Below are 20,935 nucleotides of genomic sequence, written 5' to 3' on the forward strand. Positions count from 1 at the left end.
AATCTTGGCGCTCAGCGCCGCGTATCTCGAGGGTCTTACCGGCCGTACCTGAAAGCGCAAGAACCGGGCCCCTACAAAAGAGCGCTGCTTTATACCAGAAAGCTCAAGGCGCAACAAGATTAAACGCACTTTACCTAATCACGCTCGACCACCGTATTCCACTCTCAAGCCAGGCATTGAGGGGGGTCACGCTCATCGACCACTCGTCGCCAAGATTGATTGCCCCGCGAGCGAGTAATGGCCTAGGGTAAAGCTTTCGCACACGCGCCACCTCATTTCAGGAGCTTGTCATGCGCCTCGCCCTCCTACCGCTACTGCTGGTTCCGCTACTGGCTCCTGCTCTGGCCCAAGCCAGCACGCTCAGCGTCTGCACCGAAGCCAGCCCGGATGGCTTCGATGTGGTGCAGTACAACTCCCTGACCACCACTAACGCATCTGCCGACGTATTGATGAACCGCCTAGTGGACTTCGACGCGATCAGCGGCACGTTACAGTCAAGCCTTGCCAAAAGCTGGGAGGTCAGTCCGGACGGCCTGCATTACAGCTTCACCCTGCGCCCAGATGTGAGCTTTCACAGCACCGACTATTTCACCCCCAGCCGCCCGCTGAATACAGATGACGTGCTGTTCAGCTTTCAGCGCATGCTCAACCCGGCGCACCCATGGCACAAGGTCGCGCAGAGCGGCTACCCGCATGCTCAGTCGATGCAGCTACCAAGCCTGATCAACAGCATCGAGAAAACCAGCGAACATAGCCTGCGCTTTAGCCTCAATCGCCCAGATGCGACCTTCCTCGCCACCCTGAGCATGGGTTTCGCGTCTATTTATTCCGCCGAGTATGCCGCGCAACTGCTAGCTGCCGGCACGCCGGACACACTCAACAGCCAGCCAATCGGTACGGGGCCATTCGTCTTCAAACGCTTCCAGAAAGATGCCAGCGTGCGTTACAGCGCCAACCCAACGTACTTCGCGGGTAAACCCGCGGTGGATAACCTGGTGTTCGCCATCACCCCCGACGCCAATGTGCGCCTACAGAAATTGCGCCGCGGTGAGTGTCATATAGCCCTCTCGCCGAAACCGCAGGATGTGCAGGCGATTAGCGGCGATAACACGCTGCAGAGCGCGCGCACCGCCGCCTTTATGACCGCTTTCGTCGGCATCAACAGCCAGCACCCACCACTCGACCAACCCGCCGTGCGCCAGGCCATTAACCTGGCCTTCGATAAAAGTAGCTATTTGAAGGCGGTGTTCGAGGACAGCGCCGAGGCCGCCAATGGTCCCTATCCGCCCAATACCTGGAGCTACGCCAGCGAGCTGCCCGGTTACCCCCACAACCCGGAAAAAGCCCGCGAATTGCTGAAGTCGGCCGGCCTAGCCGATGGCTTCAGCACCACCATCTGGACCCGCCCCACCGGCAGCGTGCTCAACCCTAACCCGAGCCTGGGCGCACAACTGCTACAGGCGGACCTGGGCAAGATCGGCATCAAGGCAGAAATTCGCGTGATCGAATGGGGCGAGCTGATTCGCCGTGCCAAAGCCGGCGAGCACGACCTGCTATTTATGGGCTGGGCCGGCGATAACGGTGATCCAGACAACTTCCTCACACCGCAATTTGCCTGCGCCTCACTCGAGTCTGGGCTGAATTTCGCCCGCTATTGCGACCCGCAACTGGACAAACTCATCAGTGATGGCAAGAGCACCAGCGATCAAGCCCAGCGCAGCCAGCTGTATAAGCAAGCGCAAGAGATCATCCAGCAACAAGCACTATGGTTGCCGCTGGCTCACCCGACGGCTTACGCACTGACGCGCAAGCAGGTCGAGGGGTATCAGGTCAGCCCGTTCGGCCGCCAGGACTTCTCCAAGGTGCGCCTTACGCCTTAGAGCCAACCGTACTCGGCCATCGACAGCGGCTCACCGTCGCCAACGATAAAGTGGTCGATTACGCGCACATCCACCAATTCCAGAGCCTCTTTCAGGCGACGGGTTAACACCCGATCCGCCTGACTGGGCTCAGCGACGCCGGACGGGTGGTTGTGAGTCAAAATCAGCGCCGCAGCATTATGTGCCAACGCCCGCTTGACCACCTGCCGGGGATAAACGCTGGCGCTGTCGATGGAGCCATGAAACAAGGCCTCAAAGGCCAATACGCGGTGCTTGGCATCAAGAAACAGACAGCCGAACACCTCATGCGGCTCATGCCGTAGCAGCGCTTTCAGGTAATCGCGCACGGCCTGTGGGCTTTCCAATGCTGAATCTCGGCGCAATTGCTCGGCCAAATGGCGTCGCGCCATTTCCAGCACGGCCTGCAACTGAGCAAATTTAGCTGGGCCCAACCCCAAACGTTGACTGAACGACGGCAGATCCGCCTGCAACAGCGCGCGCAAACTGCCAAAGTCGCCCAGTAGATGGCGCGCCAGATCGACCGCACTCTGCCCGGCCACCCCGGTGCGCAGAAAAATCGCCAGTAATTCGGCATCGGTCAGGGTGCCCGCGCCCTGGGCCAGGAGTTTCTCCCGCGGGCGCTCTGCCGCCGGCCAGTCACGAATACTCATCACACCTCCTTGTGCATTACCGAGCGCCAAGTCGTCGCACCCAAGCACCGCAAAGCCAAGCCTGGCAGGCACTTGGCAGCGCTACTCCGCTGCAGGCTCTGTGCTATCGTAGCCCAACTTTTGCGTCGCGCCTGGCCTGGGGAGGTGTCGGCGCTGCGCTATAACCTTCTTTGACAAAAGCCAACTTTATAAAAGGCAGGCCTATGCAGCGGCTGTATCGGAAACGCATCATTGTTGGCGTAGGCGGTGGTATTGCCGCGTATAAGAGTGCTGAGCTGATTCGCCGACTCAAGGACCAGGATGCCGACGTGCGCGTGGTCATGACCAAAGGCGGCCGTGAATTCATCACTCCGCTGACGTTGCAAGCCCTGTCCGGGCATCCGGTACACCTTGACTTGCTCGACCCTGAGGCCGAGGCCGCCATGGGCCATATCGAGCTGGCGCGCTGGGCCGACCTGGTCCTGATTGCCCCCGCCACGGCTGATCTGATGGCGCGCCTGGCCCAAGGCGTGGCGGATGACCTGCTGACCACCTTGGTGCTGGCCACCGATGCCACCGTCGCCCTGGCACCTGCGATGAACCAGGCCATGTGGCGCGACCCCGCCACCCAGGCCAACGCGCACCTGCTGCAACAGCGCGGCCTGCACCTGTTCGGCCCTGCGGCTGGTAGTCAGGCTTGCGGTGATATCGGTCTGGGCCGCATGCTCGAAGCCGAACAGCTGGTGCAATGCGCCGCCGACTGTTTCCAGCACCAGGCGTTAACCGGCAAGCATGTATTGATTACCGCCGGACCCACCCAAGAAAATATCGACCCAGTGCGATACATCACCAACCACAGCTCCGGCAAGATGGGTTTTGCCCTGGCTGAAGCAGCCGCAGAGGCGGGCGCTAAGGTCACCCTGATCAGCGGTCCGGTGCACCTGCCCACACCCGAACGCGTTACCCGCATCAACGTCACCAGCGCCCGCGACATGCTCGCGGCCTGTGAAGCGGCAATGCCCTGTGACCTCCTGATCGCCGCCGCGGCTGTCGCCGATTACCGCCCAGAAGTGGTCGCACAACACAAATTGAAGAAAGACCCCAGCAGCGGCGACGGCTTGCTCCTGCAAATGGTGCGCAACCCCGATATTCTCGCCACCCTAGCTACCCGCGCCGACCGGCCATTCAGCGTCGGCTTTGCCGCCGAAACCGAAAACCTGCTGGAGTACGCCTCGCGCAAGCTCAAGGACAAGAATCTTGACCTGATTGTTGCCAATGACGTGGCCAACCCGAGCATCGGCTTCAACAGCGAAGAAAACGCCATCACCATCATCGACCGTGAATTGCAGCAGAGCAGCTTCGCCCAGACCAGCAAAAGCAAAATCGCTCGCCAATTGGTGAGCTTTATTGCAGAACGCTGCACGCGCGACTGACGCCTACTCACTGACCACAGAGCCTGATATGCACGCCTTACAAGCCAAAATTCTCGACCCGCGCCTGGGCAACGAATTCCCCCTGCCGCACTACGCCACTCCAGGTTCCGCCGGCCTTGACCTACGCGCCATGCTCACACAGGAACTGGTACTCGAGCCGGGGCAAACCGTGCTTATCCCTACCGGCCTGTCGATCTACATCGGCGACCCTGGCCTGGCTGCGATGATCCTGCCGCGCTCGGGCCTAGGACACAAACACGGCATTGTTCTCGGAAATCTGGTCGGCTTGATCGACTCTGACTATCAGGGCGAGCTGATGGTGTCCTGCTGGAACCGCGGACAAAGCGCCTTCACCATCGCGATTGGCGAACGTATTGCCCAACTGATTCTGGTACCGGTGGTGCAAGCTCACTTTGAGCTGGTCGAACAGTTCGATGAAAGCCAGCGCGGCGCAGGTGGCTTTGGCCACTCCGGCAGCCACTGATTGCCCCACCCTAATTCCAGGATGAATTGCCGAGGAGACGCTGCATGAAACTCTTCAAGCGCACTGCCAAGGATGCTGAAACGCTGACACCAAGCGCCCAGCTGACCAGTGCCCCCGCTGCCCCGAAAGCACGCAACTCCCGCTTAAATGCCCTGTTGCCTGGCGTGGTGGCGGCGTTACTCGGCATTATCCTGGCCGGCGCACTGCTTTGGTTTGGCCCGCTCAACAGTGCCAATCAACAACAGCTGCAACAGCTCAGCCAGGCCTGGGGCGGCGGCCAAGCCACTGTATTGCAGTCGGCCCTGCAGCAACTGAGCGCAGACACCCAGGCAGCTGCGCGTAACCCACAGTTGCTGCAGGCGGTGCAAAGTCAGGATATCGAGCAAATCCGCGCGGCCGAACGCAACCTCACATACTGGAACGGGGTTGTCGACGCCCACCTCAACGCGCGCAGCCAGGCCGTGCAGGACATGGGCCGCAGCGCACCGATGAACTTTGCGGCGCTGGATATGCTGCGCCGCGTCGAAAATGGGCAAACACCCGCACCAGAAGCCTACAAGGTGGGCCAACGCTGGCTGGTCTACAGCGCCGCGCCACTGCGCCTGAGTGAAGGCGAGCCGCTGCATGGCACCCTGCTGCTGGCCGTAGACCTGGAGCGCCTGCTCACTAGCCTGCCGGTAATGCCCGCAGAGATCGGCCAGATCCAGCTGATTCAGCAGTTCAACAATACCGCCGCTCAGGTACTCGCAGAGCGCGGCCAAGCACAGGGCACCGCGCAGGTATTCAGCACCGGCAACCCCAACTGGACGATCAGCTTCATCCCCGGCTCGTCGCTAACCAACTCGGTGTTATCACCGTTGCTGCTGGCTATAGCCGGACTGCTGGCTCTGGTCGGGGCTATTGTCGGCCTCTACTTGGTGCTAAGCCGCCTGCAAAGTCACTTACACGCCGATGTGCTGCAACTGGGCCAGATGCTCAAGGAACTGTCCGCCGGTAAGGCCGTCAAAGCTTTCAGCCTGAGCCTACCGGCCCTGGATATCCTCGCGCAGAGCCTGGCACGCCTGCCACGCCGCGCTAGCGAACAAGCCCCGGCACCCGCGAGTTCAGGCACAGCGAACCCCGAACGCGCAGCCATGCAGGCGCCTGTAAGCGCCATGGTTGACCCACTGTTTCAAGACACGGACATCCTCGACATCGACATTCTCGACGAAGACCAAGACCTACTCGGCCTCCATGAGCCGACTCCCGCCCCCGCGCAGGTAAAAGCACCGAAGCTGCCGGCCGATATCTTCCGCGCCTACGATATTCGTGGCGTGGTCGGCCGCACCTTGAGTGCTGAAACCGCTTACTGGATCGGTCGCGCTATCGGCTCGCAAAGCATCGCCCAAGGTGAGCCAAACATCGCGGTCGGCCGTGACGGCCGCCTGTCCGGCCCAGAGCTGGCGCAACAACTCATTCAAGGTTTGCTCGATTGCGGCTGCCATGTCAGCGATGTCGGCATGGTACCCACACCCGTGGTGTATTACGCCGGGCACATCCTCACTGGTAAATCGGCGGTGATGCTCACCGGCAGCCATAACCCGCGCGACTACAACGGTTTCAAGATCGTCATCGCCGGCGACACCTTGGCCAATGAGCAGATTCAAGCGCTGAAAACGCGCATCGACAACAATGACCTGGCCAGCGGCGTGGGCACCGTCGAGCAGGTTGACGTGCTGGATCGCTACTTCAAGCAGATTCGCGACGACATCGCCATGGCCAAACCCATGCGCGTGGTAGTCGACTGCGGCAATGGCGTGGCTGGGGTGATCGCTCCTCAGCTGATTGAGGCACTGGGCTGCTCGGTGATTCCGCTGTACTGCGAAGTCGACGGCAACTTCCCCAACCACCACCCAGATCCCGGCAAACCGGAGAATCTGGTGGATCTGATCGCCAAGGTTAAAAGCGAGAAAGCCGATATTGGCCTGGCGTTCGACGGCGACGGCGATCGCGTCGGGGTAGTGACCAACACAGGCACCATCGTCTACCCGGACCGACTGCTAATGCTGTTCGCCAAGGACGTGGTGTCGCGCAACCCCGGTGCTGACATCATCTTCGACGTCAAATGCACGCGCCGCCTGACCCCGCTGATCAGTGGCTATGGCGGCCGCCCGGTGATGTGGAAGACCGGTCACTCGCTGATTAAGAAGAAAATGAAAGAAACCGGGGCGCTGTTGGCCGGTGAAATGAGCGGGCATATTTTCTTCAAGGAGCGCTGGTTCGGCTTTGACGATGGCATCTATGCCGCCGCCCGCCTGCTGGAAATCCTTAGCCAGGACCGCCGCGACGCCGACCATGTGTTCAGCGCGTTCCCTAACGATATTTCCACCCCGGAAATCAACATCGAAGTCACCGAGCAGAGCAAGTTCAGCATCATCGAACGCCTGCAACGCGACGGCGTATGGGGTGAAGGTAATATCACCAACCTCGATGGCGTGCGCGTCGATTACCCCAAGGGCTGGGGCTTGGTGCGCGCCTCCAACACCACACCGGTGCTGGTATTGCGCTTTGAGGCGGAAACCGAAGAAGAGCTCGAGCGGATCAAGGAGGTCTTTCGTGCGCAGCTCTACAGCGCGGCGCCAGACCTCAACCTACCGTTTTGATTGATTAGCGAATACCTACACTGGAGTCCTGCATGACCCTCGAACGTGATGCCGCCACCAACGTCGCCAAAGTACTGTCCGAAGCGTTGCCGTATATCCGCCGCTTCGTGGGCAAGACCCTGGTGATCAAATACGGCGGCAACGCCATGGAAAGCGAAGAGCTTAAGCAAGGCTTCGCCCGTGACATCGTGCTGATGAAGGCCGTGGGCATTAATCCGGTCGTGGTGCATGGCGGCGGTCCGCAGATCGGCGACCTGCTCAAACGCTTGTCTATCGAAAGTCACTTTATCGATGGCATGCGCGTTACTGACACGGCGACCATGGATGTGGTGGAAATGGTCCTCGGCGGCCAGGTCAACAAGAGCATCGTCAATCTGATCAACCAACACGGCGGCAGCGCCATCGGTCTGACCGGTAAAGATGCCCAGCTGATCCGCGCCAAAAAACTCACGGTCAGCCGGCAAACACCGGAAATGACCCAGCCTGAGATCATTGATATTGGTCATGTCGGTGAAGTCACCGGGATCAATACCGATTTGCTTAACATGCTGGTCAAGGGCGACTTTATTCCGGTGATCGCACCGATCGGTGTTGGCGCGGATGGCGAGTCCTACAACATCAACGCTGACTTAGTGGCTGGCAAGGTCGCCGAAGCGTTAAAAGCCGAGAAGCTGATGCTGCTGACCAATATTGCCGGCCTGATGGACAAGCAGGGCGAAGTTCTCACTGGTTTGAACACCGAGCAGGTCGACAGTTTGATCGCCGATGGCACTATCTACGGTGGCATGCTGCCGAAGATTCGCTGCGCTCTGGAGGCGGTACAGGGTGGCGTCACCAGCGCACACATCATTGATGGGCGCGTCCCTAACGCCGTGTTGCTGGAAATCTTCACTGACAGCGGCGTAGGCACCTTGATCTGCAACCGCCGACGTCATTAAGGCACGGGCATAACCGCGAGTCAGGCCGTGATCGCGACTGACTCGCACGCCTTATGCCTGCGGCAAAAACTGACAAGTTGCTTGAGAGCGAATACGCGACGCTGCGCCAGCGGACGATGAGCTACTGGTTGCGGCCCAGCAATACCTTGAGCCGATCACGGTCGGCATTGAAACTGACATCAGCCTCTTTGCGCACAGCCTGGTAGCGCAAAATGTCGCTTTTGAGGCGCGCTTGTTCAGCTTTTTGGTTGTCAATCTGCGCCAAGAGGTGCGCCGGCACTTCACGCCCCGCGCGCTCGTGATCGGCGGCTTGGCTCTGCAGGTTGGCTTGCTGAGTACGCACCGATTGCAGATTGCTGCGCGCCACGCCAATCAGACCATCAAGCTCGGCCAATTTGCGCTGACGAGCACGCTCGACGTCTTCCGGGGTGCTGTACAACCGTAGCAACTGCGCATCAGAACTGGCGCGCGCGCGCTCGGCAAGAATGTGCTTCATTTCTTCGGCACTGGGGGCCGGCGGAATGACTTTGACCACCCGGCCCTGCTCATTCAACACTTCATAGCCCCTACGGATGTGCTCCGGCGGCACACCTTGACGACTTAGTACGGTGATACCCTTGTCATCGACATAGCGGTACAGCTCGGTCGCACCTGCCACAACCGGCAACAGTAGGCCAAGCAACAGCGAACAGCGGGTCAAGACAGATCTATGCACAATGCTGCACCTTATCGACAGGTTAGATTCCGTATTCAGCTCGGTAGGCTTGTACCGCTGGCAGATACTGCTTGAGTTCAGCATTCTCTGCCAGATATTCCAGTACTTGCTCGAGCGACACAATGCTCACCACGGGCATACCGTAGTCGCGCTCAACCTCCTGAATAGCAGAAAGCTCGCCTTGGCCACGTTCTTGGCGATTCAGCGCAATCAACACACCGGCTGCCTGTGCGCCCTGCGCCTGAATGATCTGCATCACTTCGCGAATCGCCGTACCGGCGGTGATCACGTCATCAATAATCAGCACTTTACCCGCCAGCGGCGCACCAACCAGGGTGCCGCCTTCGCCGTGGGCTTTGGCTTCCTTACGGTTGAAACACCAAGGCATATCGCGCTGATGGTGCTCCGCCAACGCAACAGCGCTGGTCGCCGCCAACGGAATACCTTTGTAAGCCGGACCAAACAACACATCAAAATCGATCCCGCTGTCGACTATCGCCGCCGCGTAGAACCGCCCAAGCTGCGCCAGGGCCAAACCGCTATCAAACAGCCCAGCGTTGAAGAAATAGGGACTTATACGCCCGGACTTCAGAGTGAACTGACCAAAGCGCAGAACCCCACGCTCGATGGCAAAACGGATGAAATCACGTTGGTACGCTTGCATGAAAAAGTCCCGGACGGCACGGCTTTACTAGGAATTTAGCTAATAGGGATGAGCTCGGGTATCATACACGCACGTGATTTTTGGGGCCATTTATGCGGATCATCAGTGTGAACGTGAATGGTATTCATGCGGCAGTCGAGCGTGGTTTGCTCAGTTGGCTGCAAGCACAGAATGCCGACGTCATCTGCCTGCAGGACACCCGCGCCTCCGCCTTTGAACTGGACGACCAAGCCCTCCAACTGGATGGCTATTTCCTCTATGCCTGCGATGCTGAAGTACCAAGCCAAGGTGGTGTGGCGCTGTATTCGCGGTTGCAACCCAAGGCGGTAATCAGTGGTCTGGGTTTTGAAACGGCTGACCGCTATGGGCGCTACCTGCAGGCCGATTTCGACAAAGTAAGTATTGCCACCCTGCTTATGCCCTCCGGGCAACAGGGTGATGAGAGCTTGAATCAGAAATTCAAGTTCATGGACGACTTCACCCATTATTTGGATAAACAGCGCCGCAAGCGCCGCGAATACATCTATTGCGGCTCGCTCTACGTGGCACACCAGAAAATCGACGTGAAAAACTGGCGCGACTGCCAGCAATCGCCCGGTTTCCTGGCGCCCGAGCGCGCCTGGCTGGACGAAGTGGTCGGCACCATGGGCTATGTCGACGCGCTGCGTGAAGTCAGCCGCGAAGGCGACCAGTTCAGCTGGTGGCCAGACAGTGAGCAAGCCGAGCTACTCAACCTGGGCTATCGCTTCGACTATCAACTGCTCACACCGGGCATGCGTCGCAGCATCCGTAGCGCGCGCCTGCCGCGTCAGCCGCGCTTCTCGCAGCACGCACCGCTGATCGCCGATTACGACTGGATTCTCAGCGTATAACCAATTAGCGACCACAAAAAAGCCGGCTGAACGCCGGCTTTTTTGTATCTGCGCAACGCTATTTGACCAAGCGCCAAGCAAAGGGATAACGATAGGCCTGGCCTTCATTGGCCTTGATCCCGGCAATGATGGTCAACACCAAGGCCGCAATGCTGACCAGCACCAGCAGCGGAAAGCCGATCACCACAACCATCAGCAGGAAACACAACAACGCGGCCAGGGCCACGCTGATCTGAAAGTTCAGCGCTTCCTTGCCCTGTGCATCGACAAACGGATCGAGATCTTTCTTGATCTGCCAGACGATCAAAGGTCCGAGTAGATTGCCAAAGGGGAAAACCAGGCCGAGAAAGGCTGCGAAGTGGCAGAACATCGCCCACTGGCGGGCCTCAGGGCCGGGAACCGGTTGTGGCGTTTGGGACTCTTCGCTCATGGTGCTTCTCCTGCGTGATGGCTTGTAGTAAAGCTCAATCAGTCAGCCAGAGCTGCTTGTTGCAGTTCGAACAGCTCATTCATACCCTTCTGCGCCAACGCCAACATGGCATTCAGCTCAGCGGGCTGGAAGGGCGCGCCTTCGGCGGTGCCCTGCACTTCGATGAAACCACCGGTGCTGATCATCACTACGTTAAGGTCAGTTTCGGCGGCCGAATCTTCCAGATAATCCAAGTCCAATACTGGTTCGCCTTGGTACATGCCCACCGAAACAGCGGCAATCATCTGTTTGAGCGGATCACCGCCTTTGAGGCCGCCACGCTTTTTGATCACTTTCAGCGCATCGATCACGGCCACCATGGCACCAGTAATCGATGCGGTACGGGTACCGCCATCGGCCTGGATCACATCGCAATCGACATACAGGGTATTTTCGCCCAGCTTCGACATATCCAGCGCAGCGCGCAGCGAACGGCCGATCAGGCGTTGGATCTCTAGGGTACGACCGCCCTGCTTACCACGGCTGGCTTCGCGCTGGTTACGATCACCGGTAGCGCGCGGCAACATGCCGTACTCGGCAGTCAACCAACCTTGGCCCTGCCCTTTCAAGAAGCGCGGTACGCCCGACTCGACGCTGACCGTGCAAATCACTTTGGTATCGCCAAACTCCACGAGAACCGAACCCTCGGCATGCTTGGTGTAGTTGCGGGTGATACGAATCGAGCGCAACTGATCGGCGGCGCGGCCACTGGGACGTTTCATTTAGAAATACCTACTTTGAATAAAAATCTGCCGGCCATTATAGGGCCGTAAGGCTGCGCTGACATGCCGAATTGGGAGCGACCGACGCACTGCGCTACAATCTTGCGCCTTTCATTCCGACTTTTCGCGAGGTTCGCTCCATGATCCACAGCATGACTGCCTTCGCCCGCGCCGAACAGGCGAGCGCCAACGGCACCCTGAGCTGGGAGCTGCGCTCGGTCAACCATCGCTACCTAGAACCTCACCTGCGTCTGCCGGAAGCCTTTCGCGACCTCGAAGGCGCAGTGCGCGAAGCCCTGCGCAATGGCCTGTCACGCGGTAAAGTCGAATGCACCCTGCGCTTTAGCGATGACAACGCCGGCAAAGCGCTGCAAGTCGACCTGGAGCGCGCGGCGCAGCTGGTCGCCGCTGCCGAAAGCGTTGCCAACTTGATCAAGCAGCCCGCCGCACTCAATCCACTGGAAGTGCTTGGCTGGCCAGGCGTGCTAGTGGCCGACGCAGCTGATCCGCAAGCTCTCAACCAAAGCGCTCTGAGCCTGTTCACCCAGGCACTGAATGAATTGAAAAACGGTCGCGGACGCGAAGGTACCGAGCTGGCCAAGCTGCTCAACGAACGCCTCGACAGCATCCTTGACCAAGTAGCTGACTTACGCGAGTTAGTGCCGCAGATGCTGGCCGCTCAGCGCCAGAAAATTCTCGACCGCTGCGCAGAAATGCACGCCGAACTTGACCCGCAGCGACTGGAGCAAGAACTGGTCATGCTGGCGCAGAAAAGCGATGTTGCCGAAGAGCTCGACCGTCTCAATACGCACGTCACAGAAGTGCGCCGCGTACTGAAAACCGGCGGGCAAGCTGGGCGCCGCCTGGACTTCCTGATGCAGGAACTCAACCGCGAAGCCAATACTCTCGGCTCCAAGGCCTTCGATACCCGCAGCACCCAGGCAGCGGTCAACCTCAAAGTACTGATTGAACAGATGCGTGAACAAGTGCAGAACATCGAGTAAGCCAAACGCCACTGCTACTCTTCGAACAACGCGTTCCAGGATTGATCCATGAGCATAACCACCGGCACCCTTTACATCATTTCTGCCCCCTCTGGCGCGGGCAAGACCAGCTTGGTCAAAGCGCTGATCGACAGCGAAGCGCAGATTCGCGTTTCTGTCTCGCACACCACCCGCGCCATGCGCCCAGGTGAAGTGGACGGGGTGAATTACCACTTCGCCAGCCGCGAGCAGTTTCACGCCATGCTCGACAAGACCGAGTTCCTTGAGCACGCAGAAGTCTTCGGCAACCTTTATGGCACCTCGCAGGAATGGGTTAAACAAACCCTGCGCGAAGGGTTTGATCTGATTCTGGAAATCGACTGGCAGGGTGCCCAACAAGTGCGCCGGCTAATGCCAGAGTCGAAATCCATCTTTATCCTGCCGCCGACCCAGGAGGCATTGCGCCACCGCCTGACCAATCGCGGCCAGGACAGTGGCGAAATCATCGAACAGCGCATGCGCGAGGCCGTCAGCGAGATGAGCCATTACGTCGAATACGACTACCTGCTGATCAATGATGACTTCGCCCACGCGTTGAGTGATCTGAAGGCGATTTTCCGCGCCAATCAATTGCTGCAAAGCCCGCAACAGCAGCGCCACAGTGGCCTGCTCAGCGAGTTACTGGTCTGACTTATCACTCGCCGGCAAATCAATGCTTCCCTTAATGCTGGTGATTTTTTAGACTATTCAGTCCGCTCGCCCATTTGGGCCTAGCTCTATTACGCATTTGCTACGAGGAACACCATGGCTCGCGTTACCGTCGAAGATTGCCTGGATCACGTTGAGAACCGCTTTGAACTGGTCATGCTCGCCACCAAGCGTTCGCGCCAACTGGCTACCGGTGGCAAAGAGCCGAAGCTGGCTTGGGAAAATGACAAGCCAACCGTGGTCGCGCTGCGTGAAATCGCCGCTGGCCTGATGAGCTACGACGTCATCGCCCAAGACGAAATCGTCGAAGAAGAGCCGCTGTTTGCTGCATTCGAGGACGAGGCGAACGAGCCTCTGTAAGCCTATGCCGGGTCGACGTCGTCAGGCGCAGAGCTATCTGAATCGGCAAGGGGAAATCCCATGCCGAGCATAGACGCCCTCGCCGACAGACTTTCGACCTACCTCGACGGTGACCAGGTCAACCTGGTCCGTCGTGCTTATTTCTACGCCGAACAAGCCCACGACGGCCAACGCCGCCGCAGCGGCGAAGCCTACGTCACCCATCCCCTAGCGGTGGCGAGCATCTTGGCTGATATGCACATGGACCATCAGAGCCTGATGGCCGCCATGCTGCATGACGTGATCGAAGACACCGGCATCGCCAAAGAAGCCCTGGACGCTCAGTTCGGTGAATCTGTGGCTGAGTTGGTCGACGGGGTCAGCAAACTGACCCAGATGAACTTCGAGACCAAAGCCGAGGCCCAGGCCGAGAATTTCCAGAAAATGGCCATGGCCATGGCCCGCGATATCCGCGTGATCTTGGTCAAGCTGGCTGATCGCCTGCACAACATGCGCACCTTGGAAGTGCTGTCCGGTGAAAAACGCCGACGCATCGCCAAAGAGACCCTGGAAATCTACGCGCCGATCGCCAACCGCTTGGGCATGCACAGCATGCGCATCGAGTTCGAGGACTTGGGCTTTAAAGCCATGCACCCGATGCGCTCCGAGCGCATTCGCGCAGCGGTCAAGCGCGCTCGGGGCAACCGCAAGGAAATCGTCAACAAGATCGAGGAGTCGATCACCCATTGCCTGACACGCGAAGGCATGGAAGGCGAGGTGTCGGGCCGCGAGAAACACCTCTACGGCATCTATCAGAAGATGCGCGGCAAGCGTCGGGCATTCAACGAAATCATGGATGTCTACGCCTTCCGCATCGTCGTCGACAAGGTCGACACCTGCTACCGCGTACTCGGCGCCGTGCATAACCTGTACAAGCCCTTGCCCGGCCGTTTCAAGGATTACATCGCGATACCCAAGGCCAACGGTTACCAGTCGCTGCACACCACGCTGTTCGGCATGCACGGTGTGCCGATCGAGATTCAGATCCGCACCCGCGAGATGGAAGAGCTGGCCAACAACGGCATCGCCGCGCACTGGCTGTACAAATCCAACGAGGAAGACCAGCCCAAGGGCAGCCACGCCCGCGCGCGGCAATGGGTCAAGGGCGTGCTGGAAATGCAGCAACGCGCCGGCAACTCGCTGGAATTTATTGAGAGCGTGAAGATCGACCTGTTCCCCGACGAGGTCTACGTGTTCACGCCCAAGGGCCGCATCATGGAGTTGCCGAAAGGCTCCACCGCGGTCGACTTCGCCTACGCCGTACACACCGATGTCGGCAACACCTGCATCGCCTGCCGGATCAACCGTCGCCTGGCGCCGCTGTCGCAAGCGCTGGAAAGTGGTTCGACGGTGGAAATCGTCAGCGCCCCTGGCGCACGGCCAAACCCGGCCTGGTTGAGCTTTGTCGTCACCGGCAAGGCGCGTACGCACATTCGCCACGCACTGAAACTGCAGCGCCGCTCAGAATCCATCAGCCTCGGCGAACGCCTGCTGAACAAAGTGCTCGCCAGCTTCGACAGCCGTGTCGACAAGCTCTCGCCCGAGCGGGTGCAGGCGGTACTCAGCGAATACCATCAAGAAGTCATTGAAGACTTGCTGGAAGACATCGGCCTCGGCAACCGCATGGCTTATGTGGTGGCGCGCCGCCTGCTCAGCGACAGCAACGAGACCCTGCCGAGCAGTGAAGGTCCACTGGCGATTCGTGGCACCGAAGGCTTGGTGCTGAGCTACGCCAAGTGCTGCACACCGATCCCAGGCGACCCGATTGTCGGCCATCTGTCTGCCGGTAAAGGCATGGTGGTGCATTTGGATAGCTGCAAGAACATTGGCGAAATCCGCCATAACCCAGAAAAGTGCATTCAGCTGTCCTGGGCCAAAGATGTTACCGGCGAGTTCAATGTCGAGCTGCGCGTCGAGCTGGAGCATCAGCGCGGCCTGATCGCCCTGTTAGCCGGCAGCGTCAATGCCGCCGATGGCAACATCGAGAAGATCAGCATGGATGAGCGCGATGGTCGCATCAGCGTCGTACAGCTCGTCGTTAGCGTGCATGACCGCGTGCACCTGGCACGGGTGATCAGAAAGCTGCGCGGGCTGATTGGGGTTATACGCATCACCCGCGCCCGCGGCTGATACATCACACCACTCACATTCGCCGACTTTCAACCCAGCTGTACTTTGACAGTACCTGTGGCTTTCCCCCACCCTAGGCAATCTAACTGGCAGTACGCACTCAATGCGTCATTGCCACGTTTCCCTAAACCGTTTTGTAGGAGTTCCCATGAGCAAGAGCGTTATCACCAGCGACAAAGCCCCGGCCGCCATCGGTCCCTACTCCCAAGCGATCAAGGCGGGCAATACCGTCTACATGTCCGGGCAGATCCCGCTGGACCCGAAAACCATGGAGCTGGTCGAAGGCTTCGAAGCCCAAACCGTGCAGGTGTTCGAGAACCTCAAAGCCGTTGCCGAAGCGGCCGGCGGCTCGTTCAAGGACATCGTCAAACTGAACATCTTCCTTACCGACCTGTCGAATTTCGCCACGGTCAATGAAGTGATGAGCCGTTACTTCGAGCAACCCTACCCTGCCCGCGCCGCCATCGGCGTTGCCGCGCTGCCGCGCGGATCACAGGTGGAAATGGACGCTATTCTGGTTATCGAATAAGTCCCTCAGCGGGGTCATAACCGCCCCGCTCTTTTTGAGGATGCGCCCATGCGCGGTCTATTTGTTGCCTTGATCTCCAGCGCCCTGCTTAGCGGGTGCGCCAGCACGCCACAAGACCCCAGCGGAACATGGGTTAACCAAGCGGTTATCGACGCGGCTGTCGACGATGGCAATCTGCGTGAAGCCCTGCTCGCCTATGGTCCAAACCTGGAATGGCAGATCGACAGCCAGCGCCAACAGGCTCGGTTCAGCAACGGTTTTGAGCGCGGCGAAGGCACCTTTGAACGTCAGGCTGACGGCCATCTAAGCGTGCACTTCCAAGGTGATTTTCACGAGTCGCTGAGCGTCACGGACGGCGAACTGCTGCAGGCGCAAAGTGATGCCTGGCCCGAGCAGCGTTTTGTCCGTGTAGCGGCAGCGGCCGACCCCATTGCGCCACTTGGCAGCAGCTTCGAGCACGCTTTATACAGCGCCTACTTGGGTGGCACCTGGCTGATTAAGGAGGGGCTTGGCGAAGGCGGTTTAGTGGTGTTCCAAGCCGATGGTGGCTTGCAAGGTCTGCCGGGCGCCGAGCGCTATGCGTTGTGTTTAGCCGGTGATTGCGCGGCCATGAGCGGTGAGTTCGACAGCCTCTGGCTGCAACTGGGCGACCAAGGGCAAAGCTGGTTGTTCGAGCGCGAAGGCAATCAGCTGCGCATCTTCCAGGCACTCAATCGTTCACAGATCGATGAAGTGCCTAACTTCTACAAAGGCCAGCAGCGCTGGCTGCTGGTCAAGCGCTAAGCCGCGCTGAACGTTACTACTGCGCCAGAATCGCCCGGTAACCCTCGCGGTAGCTTGGATAGTGTGGCGCCCAACCCAGGGCGCGCGCGCGCGCATTGCTGCAACGTTTGCTGCCAGAACGGCGCACCGTCGACTGCTCGGACCAATGGCTGACATCCAGCTGCTCGCGCAACCATGCCACCACCTCATGCAGCGGCGCTGGCTGGTTGTCGACGCCGATGTAGCAATCCTCCAGCAGCACCCCACCGGCATCGGCCTGCAGCAGATAAGCCAGTAGCCCGGCCGCGTCATCGACATGAATGCGGTTGCCGTACAGTGGCGGCTCACTGACCACCCGACACCCCTGGCGCACCTGCTTGAGCAACCACTCGCGGCCGGGCCCGTAGATGCCGGTGAGCCTTACCACGCTGGCTGGAAGACCGCAGTGCAAGGCCATCTGCTCGGCTTCACGCATGATCCGCCCAGAATAGCTCTCGGCTTCTGCCGGGGAGGTTTCGTCGATCCACTCACCTAGTTGCTGGCCATACACGCCGCTGCTGGAGACAAACAGCAGCCGCTTAGGCCGCTGGCCCTGTTGCGCCAGCCAGCCGAGCACATGGCGCAGGCCATCGACATAAGCCGCGCGATAGCCGGCTTCGTCGTGCTCACTAGCCGCCGCGCAATACACCAGGTAATCCAGCGCCTCGCTCGGCCAGGCGGCCGGGCAGGCGTCAGCATGCAGATCAGCGGCAACCGGACGAATGCCCTCCGGCAGCAACGCCACCGAGCGGCGCAGGCCATACACCGTCCAACCCACAGTATTCAGCTGCTGCCCCAGACGGCCACCGACATCACCGCAACCGGCGATTAGCAGCGTTTTACCCAGCGTCATGCGCATTCCTTGTTGAGGTCACTCACGGCAGCACAGCTACCAATCCAGCCTGCTGCACCAGCTCCAGCAGCGGCTGCGGATACACGCCAAGGGCGAAGGCCAATACCGCCACCACCAGCAACATGATCCCGCCAGCCCGTTGCGCCCAATTAAACGGCGCATCGTGGCGATGCATGTTGGCTTCGGCCATAAACAGGGTGACCATCACCCGGAGGTAATAGAAAACGCCAATGGCGCTGCCGATTACCAAGGCACCCAGCAGCCACCATTGCTGCGATTGCACACCGGCTGCAACCACGTAGAACTTGCCGATAAAACCGGCCGTGAGCGGGATACCGGCCAGCGACAGCATCATCACGGTGAGCACAGCGGTCAGGTACGGACGGCGCCAGAACAAACCACGGTATTCAAACAAGGCATCGGCGTCGCGGCCACTGTAAGGCGTGGACATCAGGGTGATCACGCCGAAGGCGCCGAGACTGGTCAGCACATAGGTCGCCAGGTACACACCCACCGCTTCAACGGCCAGGCCTTTACTGGCGATCAGCGCCACTAGCAGGTAGCCGAAGTGGGCGATGGAGGAATAACCGAGCAGGCGCTTGAGGTTGTTCTGCAACAGCGCCAGCAGGTTGCCGAAGATGATCGAGGCAATGGCGATCAGTGTCAGCAGGTCATTCAACCAACCACCCGCCATCGCCGGCGACATCTGATACAGGCGCAGCAGCACGGCAAATACCGCCACCTTGCTGGCCGTGGCGAGAAAAGCTGCCACCGGCGCTGGCGCGCCTTCGTAGACATCCGGCGTCCACAGATGGAACGGCACCAACGATAGCTTGAAGGCCAGACCAATCAGCATCATGCCCACGCCTAACTGTGCGAGCATGCTCGGCAGGCCATCGGCGGCCAACTGGGCGCCGATGCCGGCGAACGTCAGGCTGCCCGATTCGGCATACAGCAGCGCCATGCCAAACAGCAAAAACGCGCTGCCTGCGGCCGACAACACCATGTATTTGATGCCGGCTTCCAGCGAGCGTTTGTTGAAGAAGGCGTAGGCGATCATGCCGTAGGTCGGCACTGAGAGCAGCTCCAGGCCGATAAACAGCCCGGCCAGATGCTGCGCGCTGACCAGCACCAGGCCACCGGCAGCCGACAGCAGCATCAGCAGGTACAGCTCTTCACGGTTGCCCGGATAGCCCTTACCGGACTCACCGCCCAAGTAGGCGTGAGTCAGCGTCACGCAGGCCAGGGTCGCGGCCAGCACCAGCGCCATGTAATAGCAGGCGAACTTATCCACCAGCAACAGCGGCGTGACCTGAATAGGCGTGACTTCAAGCGCCGGCAGCAGCGACAGCAGAGCCAGGTTGAGGCCCAGCACCGACAAGCCAAAGGTCAGGGTGTGGTGGCGCTTCCAGGCGATGGCGAGCATCACCAGCACCACGGTGGCGCTGGTGATCAGCAACGGCAGCAGCGCGATGAAGTGTTGAGTCGTCAGTTGCATAGCATGGCTTTCCATTAAGCCGCTCACCGGGCCAGAACAGGTTGATTGAGGGCATTACCCAGCCACTGCTGCACGCCTTGCATGCTGGCGGCGGAGGTATCGAGCACCGGCTGCGGGTAGACCCCCAGCAGAATAAGCAGCACGGCGAGGCCGAGCACCATGCTCAACTCGCGCACCTGCAAGCCTGGTAACGCAGTATCTGCCTTGGCCGGGCCGAAAAAGGCGCGGTGAATCATGATCAGCGCGTAGACCGAACCGAATACCAGGCCGGTGGCGGCCACGATGGTGACCCACGGCGCGCTCTGGAAACTGCCGAGCAGAATCAGGAACTCACCGACAAAGTTACCGGTACCCGGCAGACCCAGCGCCGCAGCGGCGAAGAACAGGCTCAGCGCCGGCAGCCAGGGCATACGCGCCCAGATACCGCCCATCTCGCGCATGTCGCGGGTATGCAGGCGCTCATAGAGCTGACCGCAGAGGATAAACAGCGCCGCCGCCGATAAGCCGTGAGCGAGCATCTGCACCACTGCGCCCTGCAGGGCGATCTCGCTGGCGGAATAAATCGCGATCAGCACAAAGCCCATGTGCGACACGCTGGAGTAGGCCACCAGCCGCTTGATGTCGGTTTGCGCGAACGACAGCAGCGCGCCGTAGATGATGGCGAATACGCCGAGCCACTGGGCAATCGGGGCAAACTCGGCCGAGGCGTTGGGGAACAGCGGCAAAGCAAAGCGCAACAGACCGTAGGCCGCGGTTTTCAGCAAAATACCGGCCAAGTCCACCGAACCAGCAGTAGGCGCCTGGGCGTGGGCATCCGGCAGCCAGGAGTGGAACGGCACCACCGGGAACTTAACCGCGAAAGCGATAAAGAAACCGAGCATGAGGATGTATTCGGTGCCGGCACTCATCTTGGTTTGCAGCAGGTCGGCGTAGTTAAACGTCAGTACGCCGGTCTGATTGAAGTGCACAAACACCAGGCCGAGAATCGCCAGCAGCATGATCAGGCCGCTGGCCTGGGTAAAGATAAAGAACTTGGTGGCGGCGGTGATGCGCGTCTTGCCGTCACTGCCGCTGTGCCCCCAGAGCGCGATGAGGAAGAACATCGGCACCAGCATCATTTCCCAGAAGAAGAAGAACAGAAACAGATCGACGGCAAGGAACACGCCGACCACGCCACCGAGAATCCACATCAGGTTGAGATGAAAGAAACCGACGCGGTTCTGGATTTCGTTCCATGAGCACAGCACCGAGAGCACACCGAGCAAGCCGGTAAGGCTGATCATCAATACAGAGAGGCCATCCAGCGCCAGATGCACGCTGATACCGAAACGCTCAATCCACGGCACCTGAAACTCGGCCGCCCACTGCGGAGCCGCGCCAGGCCCATTACCAGGAGCAGGCGCCAAGCTGAAGTCACCGGTGGCCCACAGCCACAGGCCCAGAGCAAACAACAGGCCCATGGTTAACAGGGCAATCCAGCGCGGCAGCACGTTGCCGAAGCGCTCGAACTGCCAGCACAGCAAGCCGCCGATAAAGGGGATCAGGATTAGCCAGGGCAGAATCAT

The 20,935-nt window shown here is 59.7% G+C and carries 20 protein-coding genes; 12 read left to right on the forward strand and 8 right to left on the reverse strand.

All coding sequences use genetic code 11. The features are described from left to right. Positions 1-290 precede the first annotated feature (290 nt). The gene (locus D8779_RS06365) at positions 291-1,880 is read left to right on the forward strand and encodes an ABC transporter substrate-binding protein (RefSeq protein WP_136663598.1); all 1,590 of its coding nucleotides are present in this window, start codon (positions 291-293) and stop codon (positions 1,878-1,880) included. Here the strand turns inward: D8779_RS06365 and radC are convergent. Then, positions 1,877-2,551 (reverse strand): RadC family protein, encoded by a 675-nt coding sequence (gene radC, locus D8779_RS06370; protein ID WP_136663599.1) that lies wholly within the window; start codon positions 2,549-2,551, stop codon positions 1,877-1,879. The genes D8779_RS06365 and radC overlap by 4 nt on opposite strands. A gap of 203 nt (positions 2,552-2,754) precedes the next feature. On the opposite strand from radC, the gene coaBC reads away from it, so the two are divergent. The 4 genes from coaBC to argB are packed head-to-tail and all read left to right on the forward strand — an operon-like array spanning position 2,755 to position 8,027. Continuing rightward, positions 2,755-3,963 carry a bifunctional phosphopantothenoylcysteine decarboxylase/phosphopantothenate--cysteine ligase CoaBC gene (gene coaBC / locus D8779_RS06375; protein ID WP_136663600.1) on the forward strand — a complete coding sequence of 403 codons (1,209 nt, stop codon included), beginning with the start codon at positions 2,755-2,757 and terminating at the stop codon, positions 3,961-3,963. A gap of 28 nt (positions 3,964-3,991) precedes the next feature. Continuing rightward, a complete protein-coding gene (dut, locus tag D8779_RS06380; RefSeq protein WP_136663601.1) occupies positions 3,992-4,447 on the forward strand; it encodes a dUTP diphosphatase in 456 nt (151 codons plus the stop codon). Between the two features lie 44 nt (positions 4,448-4,491). Then, positions 4,492-7,089, forward strand: coding sequence for a phosphomannomutase/phosphoglucomutase (locus D8779_RS21045; protein WP_136663602.1), 2,598 nt, complete (start codon positions 4,492-4,494; stop codon positions 7,087-7,089). A 32-nt stretch (positions 7,090-7,121) separates the two neighbouring features. Next, positions 7,122-8,027 (forward strand): acetylglutamate kinase, encoded by a 906-nt coding sequence (gene argB, locus D8779_RS06390; RefSeq protein ID WP_136663603.1) that lies wholly within the window; start codon positions 7,122-7,124, stop codon positions 8,025-8,027. Between the two features lie 121 nt (positions 8,028-8,148). On the opposite strand, the gene D8779_RS06395 is transcribed toward argB, so the two are convergent. Then, on the reverse strand, positions 8,149-8,742 hold the full coding sequence (locus D8779_RS06395) for a DUF4124 domain-containing protein (RefSeq protein WP_136663604.1): 594 nt from the start codon (positions 8,740-8,742) through the stop codon (positions 8,149-8,151). A 22-nt stretch (positions 8,743-8,764) separates the two neighbouring features. Further along, positions 8,765-9,406 carry an orotate phosphoribosyltransferase gene (gene pyrE / locus D8779_RS06400; protein ID WP_136663605.1) on the reverse strand — a complete coding sequence of 214 codons (642 nt, stop codon included), beginning with the start codon at positions 9,404-9,406 and terminating at the stop codon, positions 8,765-8,767. A 92-nt stretch (positions 9,407-9,498) separates the two neighbouring features. Here pyrE and D8779_RS06405 point away from each other — a divergent pair, with 92 nt between their 5' ends. Beyond that, a complete protein-coding gene (locus D8779_RS06405; protein ID WP_136663606.1) occupies positions 9,499-10,278 on the forward strand; it encodes an exodeoxyribonuclease III in 780 nt (259 codons plus the stop codon). 58 nt (positions 10,279-10,336) lie between these two features. Here D8779_RS06405 and D8779_RS06410 read toward each other — a convergent pair whose 3' ends face one another. Then, positions 10,337-10,708 (reverse strand): DUF4870 domain-containing protein, encoded by a 372-nt coding sequence (locus tag D8779_RS06410; RefSeq protein ID WP_136663607.1) that lies wholly within the window; start codon positions 10,706-10,708, stop codon positions 10,337-10,339. A gap of 38 nt (positions 10,709-10,746) precedes the next feature. Then, positions 10,747-11,469 carry a ribonuclease PH gene (gene rph / locus D8779_RS06415; protein ID WP_136663608.1) on the reverse strand — a complete coding sequence of 241 codons (723 nt, stop codon included), beginning with the start codon at positions 11,467-11,469 and terminating at the stop codon, positions 10,747-10,749. A gap of 140 nt (positions 11,470-11,609) precedes the next feature. Here rph and D8779_RS06420 point away from each other — a divergent pair, with 140 nt between their 5' ends. The 6 genes from D8779_RS06420 to D8779_RS06445 all read left to right on the forward strand — a co-directional run bounded on the left by D8779_RS06420 (position 11,610) and on the right by D8779_RS06445 (position 17,001). After that, on the forward strand, positions 11,610-12,473 hold the full coding sequence (locus tag D8779_RS06420; RefSeq protein ID WP_136663609.1) for a YicC/YloC family endoribonuclease: 864 nt from the start codon (positions 11,610-11,612) through the stop codon (positions 12,471-12,473). Positions 12,474-12,521: 48 nt separating this feature from the next. Beyond that, positions 12,522-13,142 (forward strand): guanylate kinase, encoded by a 621-nt coding sequence (gmk, locus tag D8779_RS06425; RefSeq protein ID WP_136663610.1) that lies wholly within the window; start codon positions 12,522-12,524, stop codon positions 13,140-13,142. 114 nt (positions 13,143-13,256) lie between these two features. Beyond that, complete coding sequence (gene rpoZ, locus D8779_RS06430) at positions 13,257-13,520, forward strand: DNA-directed RNA polymerase subunit omega (RefSeq protein ID WP_090240710.1); 264 nt, start codon at positions 13,257-13,259, stop codon at positions 13,518-13,520. A gap of 60 nt (positions 13,521-13,580) precedes the next feature. Next, on the forward strand, positions 13,581-15,689 hold the full coding sequence (gene spoT, locus D8779_RS06435) for a bifunctional GTP diphosphokinase/guanosine-3',5'-bis pyrophosphate 3'-pyrophosphohydrolase (RefSeq protein ID WP_136663611.1): 2,109 nt from the start codon (positions 13,581-13,583) through the stop codon (positions 15,687-15,689). A 148-nt stretch (positions 15,690-15,837) separates the two neighbouring features. Then, positions 15,838-16,218 (forward strand): RidA family protein, encoded by a 381-nt coding sequence (locus D8779_RS06440; protein WP_136663612.1) that lies wholly within the window; start codon positions 15,838-15,840, stop codon positions 16,216-16,218. Between the two features lie 48 nt (positions 16,219-16,266). Beyond that, entirely contained in the window at positions 16,267-17,001 is a 735-nt protein-coding gene (locus D8779_RS06445; protein ID WP_136663613.1) for a putative periplasmic lipoprotein, read from the forward strand. Between the two features lie 16 nt (positions 17,002-17,017). On the opposite strand, the gene D8779_RS06450 is transcribed toward D8779_RS06445, so the two are convergent. Genes D8779_RS06450 through nuoM form a run of 3 tightly spaced genes read right to left on the reverse strand, consistent with a single transcriptional unit; the run spans position 17,018 to position 20,935 of the window. Beyond that, entirely contained in the window at positions 17,018-17,872 is an 855-nt protein-coding gene (locus tag D8779_RS06450; protein WP_136663614.1) for an SDR family oxidoreductase, read from the reverse strand. Positions 17,873-17,894: 22 nt separating this feature from the next. Continuing rightward, positions 17,895-19,370 carry an NADH-quinone oxidoreductase subunit NuoN gene (nuoN, locus tag D8779_RS06455; RefSeq protein ID WP_136663615.1) on the reverse strand — a complete coding sequence of 492 codons (1,476 nt, stop codon included), beginning with the start codon at positions 19,368-19,370 and terminating at the stop codon, positions 17,895-17,897. A gap of 23 nt (positions 19,371-19,393) precedes the next feature. Further along, a complete protein-coding gene (nuoM, locus tag D8779_RS06460; protein WP_136663616.1) occupies positions 19,394-20,935 on the reverse strand; it encodes an NADH-quinone oxidoreductase subunit M in 1,542 nt (513 codons plus the stop codon).

Source organism: Pseudomonas leptonychotis, assembly GCF_004920405.1.
Taxonomy (GTDB): Bacteria; Pseudomonadota; Gammaproteobacteria; order Pseudomonadales; family Pseudomonadaceae; genus Aquipseudomonas; species Aquipseudomonas leptonychotis.

What these genes read in the sequence shown, in the direction of transcription:
- D8779_RS06365 (WP_136663598.1), top strand. Translation starts at nt 291, where the DNA reads ATGCGCCTCGCCCTCCTACCGCTACTGCTGGTTCCGCTACTGGCTCCT.
- radC (WP_136663599.1), bottom strand. Translation starts at nt 2,551, where the DNA reads ATGAGTATTCGTGACTGGCCGGCGGCAGAGCGCCCGCGGGAGAAACTC.
- coaBC (WP_136663600.1), top strand. Translation starts at nt 2,755, where the DNA reads ATGCAGCGGCTGTATCGGAAACGCATCATTGTTGGCGTAGGCGGTGGT.
- dut (WP_136663601.1), top strand. Translation starts at nt 3,992, where the DNA reads ATGCACGCCTTACAAGCCAAAATTCTCGACCCGCGCCTGGGCAACGAA.
- D8779_RS21045 (WP_136663602.1), top strand. Translation starts at nt 4,492, where the DNA reads ATGAAACTCTTCAAGCGCACTGCCAAGGATGCTGAAACGCTGACACCA.
- argB (WP_136663603.1), top strand. Translation starts at nt 7,122, where the DNA reads ATGACCCTCGAACGTGATGCCGCCACCAACGTCGCCAAAGTACTGTCC.
- pyrE (WP_136663605.1), bottom strand. Translation starts at nt 9,406, where the DNA reads ATGCAAGCGTACCAACGTGATTTCATCCGTTTTGCCATCGAGCGTGGG.
- D8779_RS06405 (WP_136663606.1), top strand. Translation starts at nt 9,499, where the DNA reads ATGCGGATCATCAGTGTGAACGTGAATGGTATTCATGCGGCAGTCGAG.
- D8779_RS06410 (WP_136663607.1), bottom strand. Translation starts at nt 10,708, where the DNA reads ATGAGCGAAGAGTCCCAAACGCCACAACCGGTTCCCGGCCCTGAGGCC.
- rph (WP_136663608.1), bottom strand. Translation starts at nt 11,469, where the DNA reads ATGAAACGTCCCAGTGGCCGCGCCGCCGATCAGTTGCGCTCGATTCGT.
- D8779_RS06420 (WP_136663609.1), top strand. Translation starts at nt 11,610, where the DNA reads ATGATCCACAGCATGACTGCCTTCGCCCGCGCCGAACAGGCGAGCGCC.
- gmk (WP_136663610.1), top strand. Translation starts at nt 12,522, where the DNA reads ATGAGCATAACCACCGGCACCCTTTACATCATTTCTGCCCCCTCTGGC.
- rpoZ (WP_090240710.1), top strand. Translation starts at nt 13,257, where the DNA reads ATGGCTCGCGTTACCGTCGAAGATTGCCTGGATCACGTTGAGAACCGC.
- spoT (WP_136663611.1), top strand. Translation starts at nt 13,581, where the DNA reads ATGCCGAGCATAGACGCCCTCGCCGACAGACTTTCGACCTACCTCGAC.
- D8779_RS06440 (WP_136663612.1), top strand. Translation starts at nt 15,838, where the DNA reads ATGAGCAAGAGCGTTATCACCAGCGACAAAGCCCCGGCCGCCATCGGT.
- D8779_RS06445 (WP_136663613.1), top strand. Translation starts at nt 16,267, where the DNA reads ATGCGCGGTCTATTTGTTGCCTTGATCTCCAGCGCCCTGCTTAGCGGG.
- D8779_RS06450 (WP_136663614.1), bottom strand. Translation starts at nt 17,872, where the DNA reads ATGACGCTGGGTAAAACGCTGCTAATCGCCGGTTGCGGTGATGTCGGT.
- nuoN (WP_136663615.1), bottom strand. Translation starts at nt 19,370, where the DNA reads ATGCAACTGACGACTCAACACTTCATCGCGCTGCTGCCGTTGCTGATC.
- nuoM (WP_136663616.1), bottom strand. Translation starts at nt 20,935, where the DNA reads ATGATTCTGCCCTGGCTAATCCTGATCCCCTTTATCGGCGGCTTGCTG.